The organism is Sphingomonas sp. SL1004, assembly GCF_057815015.1.
On sequence record NZ_JBYMUX010000002.1, the window covers coordinates 164,869 to 180,132 of the forward strand.

The 15,264-nt window shown below is 58.3% G+C and carries 2 protein-coding genes; both read right to left on the reverse strand.

Annotation, left to right across the window (positions count from 1 at the left end; translation table 11 throughout):
- Positions 1-46: 46 nt before the first annotated feature.
- Complete coding sequence (locus AC3D24_RS21460; RefSeq protein ID WP_489033528.1) at positions 47-13,843, reverse strand: calcium-binding protein; 13,797 nt, start codon at positions 13,841-13,843, stop codon at positions 47-49.
- Positions 13,844-14,739: 896 nt separating this feature from the next.
- The gene (locus AC3D24_RS21465) at positions 14,740-15,225 is read right to left on the reverse strand and encodes a toxin-activating lysine-acyltransferase (RefSeq protein WP_489033529.1); all 486 of its coding nucleotides are present in this window, start codon (positions 15,223-15,225) and stop codon (positions 14,740-14,742) included.
- Positions 15,226-15,264 lie beyond the last annotated feature (39 nt).

Here is a 15,264-nt window from a genome sequence, read left to right on the forward strand (position 1 = left end):
CATGAACGCCCGGCCGAATTAGGCCGGGCGCATTTTCCGATCAGATCTATCGAGCCCCCGCAACTTCGTTGCCGAAAGCGATAAGCCCGTTGATAGTGTCGAAGCCTTTGTCGTTGGCGATATCGTTAATCATTCCTGCACCAAACGGGCGGAATGCCGCCGTTGCCTGCACTAGACGACTTGCTGCAGCAGCCGCATCGCTAACACCGGACGGTGCCCCCCCCCACTGGAATGACATAACGGTGTCGCCAAAGGTCTCATTCGATCCATCGGTCCAGGCGGAAATCCCGCTGTTAAGATGGCTGCCGCCATTTTGATCAATGGGCCCTGACATCTCGTAATCCGCCTCGCGTGCCGATGCAGTGTTTTCTGAGTCAAACGACATAGCGTTATAGGTACCCTCGGCAACCGAAGGCGCGCTGCGGTCATCCTCACCCGAGAGAGAGCGTCCATTGCGGGCCGAAGACGAAAGCGTGTTGTTTCTCGTCGACCCGATTACCCCGGTGTTTGCGAGGATGGCGGCGCGATCCCACGTCTCGCCGTCGGCAAACTCAATCCGTTCGACACCATATGTGGCGTCTGAGTAGAACTGGTCGTCGATCCGAGTTTCCTGTCCAGTCGTGAGATCGCTGACGTAGAGATGCGAGTCAGCACGCCTTAGTGTGATGTCCGCAGGGTTCAGGTCCGTCAACTTCAGGGTATCGGTATCGATCGCGGTCCCGCGATCTTGGATCCGCCCGCCTCCGTCACCAGCGGTGTAACGATAGGTGTCGCTTCCGTTGCCACCTGCCATGTAGTCACCGCCGCCATTGCCTTCGAACGTGTCCGCCTGATCCGAACCATAAAGCTCGTTGTAGCTGCCGTTGCCCCGGAACCACGCCGCCTGCTGGATCGCAGTCCGGTCCCACATGGTACCGTCGGCGAACTTGATCTGCTCTACTCCGTAAGTGGCATCGGAATAGAACTGGTCATCGATCCGCGTTTCCTGTCCGGTGGCAATATGACGCAGGTAGAGGTGAGACCCATCTCGCCGCAGCGAAACGTCCGCCGCGTTGATATCCGTCAGTTTCAGAACGTCGCTTTCTGAGGGCAAACCCCGATCTTGAATGCGTCCACCCCCGTCGCCGGCAGTGTAGCGATACGTGTCGCTGCCATTGCCGCCAGCCATGTAGTCACCGCCGCCATTGCCTTCGAACGTGTCAGCCTGATCCGAACCATAAAGTTCGTTGTAGCTGCTGTTGCCCCGAATCCACGCCGCCTGTTGTATCGCCGAGCGGTTCCAAGTGGTGCCGTCAGCGAACTGTATCTGCTCCACGCCATATACCGAGTCTGAGTAGAACTGGTTGTCTATCCGCGACTCTTGGCCGGTGGCGATTTCGCGCATGTAGAGGTGCGACCCGTCCCTGCGGAACGAGACGTCAGAAACATTCAGGTCGGTCAACTTCAGTATGTCGGTGTCGTTCGCGCTGCCCGCCTCGTTGACCCGTACCCCGCCGTCTCCCGAGGTATAGCGGTAGACGTCGCTTCCGTTGCCACCCGCCATGTAGTCGCCGCCGCCGTTGGCTTCGAACGTCTCCGCAAGATCGGAACCGTACAACTCGTTGTAGTTCGAGCTGCCGCGAATCCACGCCGCCTGTTGTATCGCCGAGCGGTTCCAAGTGGTGCCGTCAGCGAACTGGATCTGCTCCACGCCATAGGTGGCGTCGGAGTAGAACTGGTTGTCTATCCGCGACTCTTGGCCGGTGGCGATCTCCCGCATGTAGAGGTGCGATCCGTCCCTGCGGAACGAGATGTCGGCCGCATTCAGGTCGGTTAGCTTCAGTATGTCGGTGTCGTTCGCGCTGCCCGCCTCGTTGACCCGTACGCCGCCGTCGCCGGAGGAGTAGCGGTACACGTCGCTTCCGTTGCCACCCGCCATGTAGTCGCCGCCGCCATTAGCTTCGAACGTCTCCGCCAGATCGGAACCGTACAACTCGTTGTAGTTCGAGCTGCCCCGAATCCACGCCGCCTGTTGTATCGCCGAGCGGTTCCAAGTGGTGCCGTCGGCGAACTGGATCTGCTCCACGCCGTAGGTGGTGTCGGAGTAGAACTGGTTGTCTATCCGCGACTCTTGGCCGGTGGAGATCTCCCGCATGTAGAGGTGCGACCCGTCCCTGCGGAACGAGACGTCAGAAGCGTTCAGGTCGGTCAGCTTAAGTATGTCGGTGTCGTTCGCGCTGCCCGCCTCGTTGACCCGTACGCCGCCGTCGCCGGAGGAGTAGCGGTACAGGTCGCTTCCGTTGCCACCCGCCATGTAGTCGCCGCCGCCATTGGCTTCGAACGTCTCCGCCAGATCGGAACCGTACAACTCGTTGTAGCCGCCGTTGCCCCGGATCCATGCCGCTTGCTGGATTCCGACGCGATCCAATGCGGTGCCGTCGGCGAACTGGATCTGTTCCACGCCGTAGGTGGCGTCGGAGTAGAACTGGTTATCTATCCGGGACTCCTCGCCGGTGGCGATCTCACGCATGTAGAGATGCGATCCATCCCTACGGAACGAGACGTCGGCCGCATTTAGGTCGGTCAGCTTGAGTATGTCGGTGTCGTTCGTACTCCCGACGTCGTTGATGCGATCACCGCCGTCTCCCGACGCATGGACGTACACGTCACTTCCCTGACGCCCTTCGAGATAGTCGCCTTGGCCTTTGCCATCGATGAGGTCATTGTCAGCCGTGCCGTACAATTCGTTGTAATTGCCGTCGCCAACGATCTGCGTGCGCGTTACCACGTTCACACTTTCCGTGGACTCGCTGCGTCGTGCGAGTTCCGCCTGGTCCCATATAGTACCGTCTGCGAAACGCACCTGCTCGACATGGTTGTAGTCGCGCCAGTTGGTCTCGCCCAACGTGATGCTGTCGGCCGTTCCGGCTATGGTAAGGATAAGGTCCTTGCCGCCGTTGCCTCGCCTGACCGCAACATCCGACGCTGCGACGCCAGCTTTGAACTCCACGGTATCGAAACCGCCGGAGCCCCCCTGACCCGACCATTCGTAGATCACGTCCTGACCGTCGCCGCGGCCGAAACGATATACGTCGTCGCCAGCGTCTCCGCCAAGAACGTCGTTCCCCTCGCCTCCGTCGATCACATCGTTACCGCCACGCCCGAAGAGTGCGTCGTTGCCGGCGTCGCCTCTGATGTCATCGTCGCCGCCTTGAGCGTAGATCGTATCATCACCACCGCCGCCACGAAGTGCATCGATACCGTCGGTTCCCGTGATTACGTCGTTGCCGTTCGAATACGGTAGGGTTGCTCCCGACAGGTGATCCCGCGTCCAGACCACGCCGTTCGCGAACCTGACCTCTTCGATCCAGAAGTTCTGCGATGCGGATGCGCCGTTGGTGATGGTGATGGCGTCGCCGGTCGTGCCGATCGTCAGCACGAAATCCCGACCGTCGTTTGTGGTAGTGACTTCCACGTCTTCGGGATCGATGCCTTCACCGAAGTGAACGCAATCGAACCCGCCCCCCGCCTGCCGGTCACTCTGATCGCTGATCGTATCTCGGCCGTCGCCGATGTTGAAGACGTAGACGTCATCACCCTGCCCGCCAAACGAAACGTCGTTTCCGGTTCCGCCTATGATCGTGTCCGCACCGCTTGACCCACGAAGAACGTCATTGCCCGCGCCGAGATCGATGGATGCGATACCGGTCAACGCGACTTCAGTCAGATCGATGCTGTCGTCCGTTTGCGTAAACCGGACGGAAACGTTCGCAAACCCACCCGCATCGATGCGCTCGACGCGTGCCAGTCCACGAAGGCCAACCACCGTATCGGTCGCGGTCGCCTGGATCCGATCGGTTCCACCACGCCCATCTACCTCGTCGACTCCGTCAACGGTCCCTCCCACCAGGAACACGTCATCGCCTTCGCTTCCGCGCAAAGTATCGTCGCCCTGTCCGCCCGCAATGCCGGTGATGCCCGTCATCGTCACGCTGGCAAGATCCAGGATGTCATCACCATCGGTGAGCGCAACGGTCACATCGTTGTGCCCCCCGGACGTGATCGCTTCGATGCCCATAATGGACCTGATGCCTATCCGCGTCCCGTCCTCGGTCGCAGTCAGTCGGTCGTATCCGGCTCCTCCGTCCACGCTGTCGCGTCCGGTATCTGTCCCACCGTATTCAAACACGTCGTCGCCGCCCAAGCCGCGTAACGCGTCGTCGCCAGCACCACCCCGCACGGTGTCGGCGTCGTTCGAACCTACGAAGCCGTCGTCGCCTCCGAGGAGATCGTATCTGGTGATGCCGTTGAAGGCCGCCGTTGCAAGGTCAGTTACTTCTGCAGCATCGGTCCGTGCCAGAACGACGCCCGCAAAGCCGGCACCGGAGATCGTCTCGATCCCGGTATAGCCTGCCAGACGTATGACGGCATCGTCCTCGCGGGCTTCGATGCGATCGACGCCTTGCCCGCCGTCAATCGTATCGGCGCCACCAGCCGCAGCGCCGAAACGGACGATGTCATTGCCGTCGCCTAAGTCGAATGCATCGTCGGCCGTCGATGACACGACCAGATCGTCGCCCGCACCTAGTAAGACGCGGGTGATACCAATTAATTGGACGCTACTTAGATCGAGTACGTCGTCTTCATCAGTTCCAGCAATGGTGACGCCGACATGGCCGGCAGCCGATATGCGCTCGACGCTCGTAAGGCTGGCGATGCCGATCTGGGTTTCGTCGGATAGAGCCTCGATACGGTCGAAGCCGGTGCCTCCATCGATCGTATCGACACCATCGTCCGTCCCATCCACCAGGAACAGGTCATCGCCGGCCCCGCCAGCGACTTTGTCGTCGCCTGCGCCGCCACGGATCGTGTTCGCGGCTGCGCTGCCCACGATAGTATCGCCGCCCAGACCGCCCGTTGCGGCTTCGAAGTTCGCGATGGTTTCAACGGCAGACTGTGGGCTACCGATGATCGCGGCTGTTCCCGTCGAAAGATCGATCGACCAGCGATCGAGCGAGAACCCATAATCGACTGTGTCGAACCCGGCACCGCCGTCCATGGTATCCGAACCTTCGTCGCCTGAAATGACGTCGTCGCCATCGCCACCCGCGATCGTATCGGCACCGACACCGCCGTAGAGATGATCATCTCCCGCCCCTCCGATCAGAACGTCGGCTCCAGCTCCGCCATAGACGGTGTCTGCCCCAGCCAGGCCATCCATCGTGTCTGCAACGTCGCTGCCCACCAGAAAGTCGTCGCCCGCAGTCGCCGGTTGAGCCACCATGCGTTCGATGATCTTTGAACGATCCCACATTGTACCATCGGCGAAGGTGATCTGCTGAATTCCGGCAGATCCGGCACCGAACTGGTCGCGGATGACCACTTGGTCCGTCCCGTTAGCGAAAAGCAGGACGAGGTCGGCCGGATTGTCCGCTCGGCGCGTCAATCGAAGGTCATCGGTTCCAATGCCGGCGGCGAAGGCGAGCACGTTCAGCCCGCCTGATCCAGCCTCGATTATGATGTCGCTGCCGTCGCCCAACGCGAATGTGTAGGTATCGGAGCCGGCTCCGCCTTCGAGCGTGTCGTTACCACGCCCACCGCGCATTATGTCATTCAACGCGAAGCCGATGACCCTGTCGTCCCCGTCCGTAACGGTTCGCGAGATGGCTGCCGTTCGCAATGCCGAGAAAGCAACCGATGTTCCATCGGCGAACGCGAGCGTCTCTACGCCGCCGGTTCCGCCTGCCTCCTGTCCCTTCAACCGGATCGACCCTGATTGCCCGGCGATAGTGAGCAGCAGGTCTCCGTCCGCTGCGGAAGCCAGCCTGAGATCGGAGAAGGAGATGCCTGAGCCGAACAGGATGCGATCGCCGTCGTTCGTCTCGGCACCGGTCTTGACAACTATTCCGGTCGACTCGTCGATGACGTCGTTGCCGTCCCCGATCGAGTACCGGTAGGTGTCGCCGCCGCCGCGGCCATCGAGAAGATCATCACCAAGACCACCCGTCAAGGTATCGGCGAAGTTGGTACCGAGCAGCTTATCCGCCCCGGCGGTCGCCCCTCCCGCAGTCGCCAACGCTTGCAGATGCGATCGAGTCCATACGACGCCGTCGGCGAACTGAACCTCCTCGATACCGGACCCGCCGCCGGCCACCTGCTGATCGAGATAGACGACGTTGCCATCGTCCACATAGAGAACGATATCGTCTTGATCCGTAGGAGAAACGAACGCGGTGACGGAGGTGCTATCGATGCCTTCTAGAATCAGTCGATCGTTGGCGTCTGCGTCCTTCGCGTCATAGATCGTGTCGTATCCGTCGCCGCGCCGGAACAAGTATGTATCGGAGCCCATGCCGCCCCGCAGAACGTCGTCGCCTTTCATCCCACGAAGCGTATCGGCTTCGTTTGATCCGTTGATCGTGTCGTCGCCCATCGTAACCGTCACGAAGCTGCCGCCAATGACGGTACCCTGCAGAAGCTGGCGGACGACATCCGGTGTCCAGACCTCGCCGGTTGCGAAGACGACCTTTTCGAGATCGAGTTCCGCCCCATAGTCGCGATTATCCCAGCCAAGTACCGAAACCGAGTCCGTGGTTCCGGTAATCGAGAAGACCACGCTGTTGGCGTCCACGCCGGCAAGGCGACGCTCGACCCTGATGTCCGCCTCGGTGATTCCGAGGCCGAACGAAAGGATGTCACTACCGCCCCCGTTGTCCGAAACCACGTCGCGTCCATCGCCGCGGCCGAAGATGTAAGTATCGTCCCCGTCCCCGCCTTCGACCCGGTCGTTTCCGGCACCGCCTTCGAGCGTATCGTTGCCGCCGTTCCCATACAGGAGGTCGTCCCCTCCTAGGCCCGAGAGGACGTCCCCACCGAAGCCCGATGCGGAGATCACATCGTCACCGCCCGTTGCGGCCTGGGCGAGCATCCGGGTGCGAATGTCGGCGTCGGTCCAGATTGTGCCATCCGCGAACTCGATGCGTTCGATGTCCTGGTCGGCACCGTAATGCGGGTAGTCCGCACCTACGATGTAGATCTCGTCGCCGGTCCCGCGGATCGACAGGACGGTTCCATATGTGTCGCCGTCGCCATTGCGACGCGTGACGACGATGTCGTCCACGCCGATGCCGGCACCCAACTTCAGTACGTCTTCCCCGCCATCCTCACGGACGACGTCACGCCCGTCGCCTCGAGCAAAGATGTAAGTATCGTTACCTGTACCACCCTCGAGGAGGTCCTGCCCGGTTCCACCATTCAAGGTATCATTGCCGTCGAACGCGGTCAGCTGGTCGTCGCCCGCTCCACCGGAAAGCATGTCACCACTGAACGTGGACCCAAGAATGTAGTCGTCACCCGCGGTCATCGCGTCGGCGGCCAGTCGAGCCCGGACGTCGGCATCGGTCCAGACCGTCCCATCCGCGAACGCCACGTGTTCGATGGTCTGGTTGGCGCCGTAGCTGTTGTAGTTCGCGCCGATCACGTAGACCGAGTCCCGCTGACCGCCAGCTCCGGCGATCACGAACACGATGCCCATGTTGTCGCCTGCTGCACGACGTTCGACCCGGATGTCGGACGTGGAGATTCCCGCGCCGAACCGTAGAGTATCGTTGCCGCCGCGATCGCTGATCGTATCCATGCCATCGCCACGCGCGAACAAGTACGTTTCGTTTCCGCCCCCGCCGTCGATACGGTCGTTACCCTTCCCGCCGATCAGCGTGTTGACGCCGTTGCTGCCGGTGATCCGATCATCCCCCGACCCGCCGTCTATGACATCGTTGCCGTAGCTCGTGGCGGCCAGAACGTCATCGCCATCCGTCGCCTTGGCGAGCAGGCGCGACGCTACGTCGGCAAAGGTCCACACCGTCCCGTCGGCGAACTCGACACGCTCGACGTCACGATCGGCACCGTAGTCTCGATAATCGAAGTTCTGAAAATATATCTCATCCGTAGTGCCTGCGATGCTGAATACGACACCATAACCGTCGCCGTCGAGCCGCCGACGGCTGACTACCACATCCTCCGCGGTGATCGTCGCGCCGAACCTCAAGACGTCAATGCCACCACTCTCGTCATATGCGGAGTCCGAACCGTCCCCCCGATTGAAGATGTACACGTCGTCGCCGGATCCACCCTCGAGCCGGTCATTGCCCGCACCGCCCGTCAGGATGTCGTTCCCGCCGTTCCCTCTTACGAGATCGCCGCCGGCAGTGCCGGTGAGGACATCCGCCTGCTCGCCGCCATTTACCGCGTTCAGCGATCCGCCTGCCGTTGCCTGCGTTATGGACGAACGATCCCAGATGGTCCCATCGGCGAACTGTATGCGGTCGATCCCGGCGTTGCCGTCATTGAACTGGTCGTCGATCATGATCGACCCGGAGACGTTGCCGAATTGGATGATCAGGTTGCGGCTGTCTGCCGTATCTCGCGTGAGCAGCAGATCGCCAGCGCTGATTCCGGCGCCCAGCACCAGCGTATCGTTCGGCGTGGAAGCGTTGTAGTCGCCCAGATCGAATATCCGGTCGTTGCCATCGCCGGCATTGTAAACATAGGTGTCAGCGCCCTGACCACCTTCCAGGTTGTCGTCGCCGCCGCCGCCGGTGATGACATCGTCTCCGCTCCAACCGTAGACGTAGTCGTCGCCAGCCCCGGCCGCGATCGTGTCACCTACGTTCGAACCTTCTACCCAATCCGCTAATTCGGACACCGACTGCGAGATTGTCTGGGCGATGATCTGCGCGGTGCCCCAAACTGTGCCGTCTGCGAATTCGAACGTCTCAACCCCGCCGTTTGCATTGACGAACTGACGTTCGAGCAGGATCGAGCCGCCCGCGGTGCTGAACCGAACACGGAGATTGTTTCCATCCGCGTGATCGCGCTCGAGAACGATATCACCGACGGCGATCCCGGCGCCGAACACAAGGCGATCGCCCGCGGTATCCGCATTGTAGTCCCCGAGATCGAAGATGCGGTCATTCCCGTCGCCCAGTGCATAGACGTACGTGTCCGCGCCTTGACCACCCTGTATATCGTCGTCGCCAGCCCCGCCCCGGATGATGTCGTCACCAGCCCAAGCCGCGATCCGGTCGTCACCCGCGCCGCCATCGATGACGTCGTTCCCGTGATAGCCGACGATCCGATCGCCCAGTTGAGTGCTGTTCTGAGCCAGGACGGCCGCAGCCATTGCGCTGTGATCCCAGACCGTTCCGTCATCGAATACGAAGCTATCGATTCCAGCGTACGTAGAATCGAACTCGTCGTCGATCAGGATCGAATTGCCGGCCGGCCCGATGCTGATCTTAAGGTTTCGCGCATCGATCCATTCGCGCTCGAGCCCGAGCATTTCGGTTGTGATGCCGGGGCCGAACACCAGGAGATCGCCAGCGGTCGGCGATCCGTAGTCACCGAGATCATAGATCCGGTCCGCACCGTCGCCTTGCGAATAGGAATAGGTATCCGATCCAGCCCCGCCCTCGAGGTTGTCGTTTCCTCGCCCGCCGATCAGTGTGTCGTCGCCGCTCCAGGCCGCGATACGGTCGTCGCCACCGCCGCCGTTTATGACGTTTGCGCCGTTGTCGGCATCGATGACGTCGTTCCCATCGGAGATCGTGTCAGCGAGGATCTTCGCGATAATCGCGGCGCGATCAAACGTCGTTCCATCAGCCAGGACTATCGTCTCGACTCCGTGGTTGTCGTTACCGGCGAACTGCGACTCGATCACGACCGAGCCGGGCACGCCAGCAAAGGTTATGCGCAGCGCATTGCCATCGGCGCGATCGTGTTCGAACCGAACGTTGCTCTTTGTTATCCCGGCACCGAAGACCAGCCGATCTCCGGCCGTAGGGCTGCCGTAATGTCCGAGGTCGTAGATCCGATCGTCGCCCCCTCCCAGACTGTAGCGATAGGTGTCCGCGCCCGCCTGCCCTTCGAGATTGTCGTTTCCTAGACCCCCGTCGAGTACGTCATCGCCGTCTCCGCCATAGAGGAAATCGCTGCGGTCAAGGCCAAGCAACGTGTCGTTGCCGTCCGTCGTGCGACCCGACATTCCCAAATTGACGATGTCACGAAGCGTAAGGCTTGTGCCATCTGCGAAGCGGAACTCCTCGATTGAAGCGCTTCCATCCGAGACCCGACTATGCGGCAGAAAAAGGGTGTCACCCCCCGCTCCGACGCGGATCACCAATGCGTCGGCCGAGAAAGCATCACGCTCCACGCGGATGTCCGCTGCGGAAATTCCGGGACCGAAAGCAATCGCGTCCAGATCCGAATCCAGTCCCGTATCGTCGATCGTGACAGAGCCGTCGCCAAGACCGAACAGATATGTATCCGATCCCCGACCACCCGCGATCACATCCGTGCCGCCACCGCCCGTTAGCGTGTCGTCGGATACCGTTCCCTTCAACGTTTGATTGCGGGCGGTTCCGACGATGACTGAACCACCGGTTTTGCCGAGAACAGCGCGTGACGTAATATCTCCGCGGCTCCAAACGGCGTCGACGAAGTTGATTTCCTCTATTCCGATATCTCGTGAGAAAGCGGCTCCGCGAAGTTCGACAGTATCGTTGGCATTCTTGCCGATGGCCAAGGCGAGCCTCCCGCCTCCGGAGCTAGCCAATGCCGTAACGTCGCCGGAGCGAATATCTTTGCCGAATTCCAACACGTCGTGATCAGCTGCGGACAATTGACCGCTGTCGTTCAGAAGGTCGTGTCCATCACCTGTCCTGTAGATGTAGGTATCACCGCCCTCGCCCCCATCCAGACGATCGTTTCCTGCGCCACCTTCGAGGTAGTCGTCACCACCCTGTCCGATGAGTCGGTCCTCACCGTCGCCGCCTGCAAGCCAATCGGAGCCGCTATTAAATACGTCCGCAGAAACGCCCGACGCACCGATTAACACGTCGTCGCCGCTTCCTCCCGAGAGCACGTTGCCGCTGCCCCCGCCCGCAACGATAAGATCGTTCCCGTCGCCACCAAAAATCCAGTCGTCGAGCGCGCCGCCGATCAGCCGATCATCGCCTTCCTCCCCAAAGATATCGTCTCCGCTATTCCCGCCCGTTATCCGATCGTTCCCGTTGCCGCCGTGAAACACGTTTGCGATATGCTTGGGGTCGTTCAGCGCGAGTCCGCTACGGACCCCGCCGATCGACGCATCCAAGATATCGTCAGAACGGTCTCCTTCAATTATTGTCTTGGCATCGCTATCCACAGTGTCCCGAAGCAGGGTCCCATCGAGATACATTGCTCGTTTGCCATTTCTGGGGTCTGCGAGCGTCTCGAAACGGAATTGCACATCACGTGCTGCAGTATCTCCCTTCGACAGAAGATATGAGAACCCACCGTCCCAGTCATGACTACTCCGCTTTAGCAGACCGAGTTCGCTGGCCTGGGCGAGAGCCAATATCCAATCAGCGGTAAACACGGAGTTTGGCTCCGCTGCTATCAATGCGTTGATCGCAGTCGAAGACCTAAGGTAGACCTGCAGCCTTTCCGCAACCGTTAGGTTCCCGAGCAGTACGCCCAATCCACCCTTCTCAGGAAGCTCCGATGACAGCGTATTATTGAATGCGCGCTTTGCGAATACGTCGCCGCCAACGATCTTCATGTCGCGGGCCGCCAGCAACACCCCATATTCGACCAGACCCTGAGGGTCGTCCAATGAAACACGGTTGTCGCTACTCGTATCGTCCTTCCAGTACGTAAACGATTTGCCTCGCAATCCGTAGGAACCAGCGTCGACGGATCCGCCGTTCAATAGATCGCCCCCGACTGCTGAAAGTATACCGTTTAGGCTATTTGCTGCACTTTCGCCGAGCTGACGGGCCGCGGTTTTATTACCTCCGTCTTTCTTCCAAACGGAAGCGACCGCAAAACGGTCTGCATTAGCATCATACCCAACTATTGCACCGGACTCTGGCTTGCCCGTGAACAGGCCACCAATGAAACCGCCAATCAAGTTGCCCAAAAAAGCACCTACCGCGGTACCTAAACCGGGCAAAAGGGCCGTACCTACCGATGCGCCAAGTGCTCCCCCAACCGAAGCCCCTAGCTGCTCCCCGACTTCGTCCCAGTTGGCTATCGCAGATGCCAATTGATTGCCGATGAAGCTCGCCGCCAGGTTCGTCAGACTTGTTATATCAGTGACGCCATTAAATATCGCTTGAGCCGTCGTCGCTCCATGAACGACGTTCGTTAGGATCGTATTAAGCGCAAATCCCGCTGCCGAGTTCAGCGCTTGACCAGCTAGTCCATCTACTCCCAGAGTTCCAATCAACTGAGCGGTCAGGAAAGAGCTTACCGCTCCAATTCCCGCGTTTTCGAGATTGGTGAGGAACTCTGTATCGATACCATCAAACGCCTTACTTATGTTTGATGTTATCTGCTCATCACTTCCGAATACGACGCTATTCAGCACATCTCCTAAATTAGATCCAATAGTTGTCAGCGCCGCGGTCGCGACTACATCTGTGAGTACATTATTACCGGCGAGGTAATGTCCAAATACGCTGCCGATCGCTTCACCTGCATCGACAAAGTCGATCCCAGTCTGCGGCCGAGTTGCAAGTCGAATAGTCGTGGGCTCGCCGGGCTTCGCAAAAATTTCAATCTGGCCGTTGCCATTTCGCTTTCCTCCGGTCGGGCTGAGGGTTTTGCCGTCGAATATCGCATCTACCGAAACCGTATCGCCATTTGCATCCACACCGGCATCGATGCTGACAAGCGCCACACCCGACCTCGGATCGGCTGCGATCTGCCGAGCTCTTCTACCGTTGATCACAACCGAACCGTCGGGGTTCTGAACGAAGTTGACTGTTGGAAGAACGCGCGACTGTCCTGCGTCTATTGTCGGACTAACTCCGCCAGACCCGGTACCATCCGTACTTCCGCTCGCATAGCTCCCTGTACTTTTCCCTGAGTACGGCGCGGTCGACGCTCCACCAGAGCTGCCATTGAACTCGATAGGGCCGGCGCGTAGCAATTCTTCGAATGCACGAGAAAATTCCGCCGCCAACTCGTCAGTGAAAGTCAATCGGGCGCCATTAGGACCCACATTGCTTTGAAGTATGATCGTAGTAGCCTTCAGGTTTCTGTCGGCGACGACGATGATATCGGATTCCGATTGCGTATTGTCCGTAAGTTTGATCTGGCCGCCCGGCAGTTGGGTAACCTGCTGAATGTACAAGCTATCAGATTTAGCCTGAACGATCGCGGTGTACGGCGAGCCTGTTTCGTCGCTTCCCCATATCAACCCGTTGAGGCCGTCGTATGCAAATTTAAGAGCCGAGCTCACACCATCGTAAGTAATTCGTCCTGCCACAGTATCAGCGCGAACGAACCACTCATGCAGCCGCTGATTCAAATCACCGATCGGATAGATAGTCGAAACGTCAAAGCCATATAGAATAGAACCAAGGGGTCCCCCAGCCCATGAAGACGGATTTAAATGAAGACCTCGGACCGCAGAATTAACGTCAACCTGAAAAATATCATCTTTGCTTATAACCTCGTTATTCTGAAGATCTTTGATGTACGAGTCAAAGACTACCCTAGCCAGATCGTTTGACGCGGCCTGATTTTCCTCCCAGGAGATATGCCGCCCATCCTCCCAAACAGCCGCCTCATCATTCATACCGAAGACGAACTGCTTCATGAATGGCCTACCAGGGCCATTGATTTCGGAGGCTACCTGAAGCCAATTTACAATTTCATAATCCCAAGCCGGATCGTTCTGTATTTGCCACCGGATATATTCGTATCCGTCAGCCAGGCTCGAGGCGCTTTGGTTGCCTTCATTCTGCCGGAGCAGGTCCTGAAGAAACTTAATCTGCTCGTCTTTGCTCTGCTTTGGTAAGCTTCCGTAATCAGGCATGAAAATCCCCCCAAAAATGAAGAAACTGCGTCTGTAGCTCGTGAAACCTCATCAGCATTTACTGGAGGACTATCAAATATCAGCACGACATATTTGCCATTAACAATCGAACTTATAGCAGTGCATAAAATCTGCTGTTGGGTGTATGCATAGCAACCTAAATCTTCCTAATTGCTTTACTTTGCCATTTCCATAACCCGTTGGCACCACCGACATAAAGTCAGGTTCAGTATGAATCTGAAGTCTTGAATCCAAGCCAGTCAAACGTGCCAAAAAAATCGCAAAGTTTCCGCTCCGTTTTGTAAGATACTACCCGATTTGGTCTCATCTTTATGTCAAAGCCATCGACCTTTGCGGTAAAGACATTAACCTCTTTATTCGCTGAGCAGGATGCCAATTAGTAAACTGGAGAGTAGGGCGACGGTTTTACTCCTGGACACAAACTTAGCTCAGCCCAAAAGGGATAATAAAAACCTTTTGTTAGTTATGTTTGGACTTGTGATGTCCGCAGCTTGAATATCTTAATAACTCAAGCCACTCTTTCGCCTCAATCAATCCTGGAAGTCTCAAGCGACCCAAGTCGAATAATTCTCCCGTTTTTGAGCACCGACAGGCGCAGTATAAGAAAAGGATTTGGCTCTTGGAACGAGTCACGAGCAGCACGTCCATACCAATGTTTTGCGATCGCCGCACATTGCTCGCCACGCTCATTGCGCCGAGTTCAAATGCTGCGTGCTTATCTCCCTCGATTTGCAGCAGTCTTCCCGGCCTTTTGCGCCTGCGGTGCTAAGTATCGTCGACAAAGCAAGCGCTAGAACAACATACGGCAGCCCATTTTTTTGCGTATAACACGAGCCCGACCTGGGCACGCAGAAATTGAATCCGTTAACGGATGCTCAAGCTGCAGATGCTGCACAAGCTTCCGTATCCGCAGCGATTGCGCTAAGCTTCCGTTCTCCCGATATTGGATCGACCGTCATCATCTTGAACGGCTTGTTTCGAAACACGCCAGTCAACAGATCGGCGAACATCAACTCGGCCTGCTTGTTTTCGGCGTTCGAGAATGGGGCGATCAACTCGACAAGCCAACAACGGTCTCCTGAACTCCACTCCTCGTCGCCTGCGGCGCCGTAGCGGAATGTCCCGTTCATGATTTTTTCCTCCCCAGCAGCATCAGTCATCGCCCACAGTGCCGCCCCGATCGGCTTTTCCCCGCTGTAGAAGAGATGAAACTGTTTGAGCACTATGGCAGGCATGACTAACCAATTGAGCTCCACGACCTTAAGGTCGCTATGCTTTAATGAATTGCTCAGCAACCAGGTGATCTCGCCAAGCACTTGGCTGATTGTCGCAGGGTTTCTTTTTTCTTGGCTGCTGGTCACGATATAGTCCCATCAAAAGAAATCTTATTTTTTGTCGCG

What these genes read in the sequence shown, in the direction of transcription:
- AC3D24_RS21460 (WP_489033528.1), bottom strand. Translation starts at nt 13,843, where the DNA reads ATGCCTGATTACGGAAGCTTACCAAAGCAGAGCAAAGACGAGCAGATT.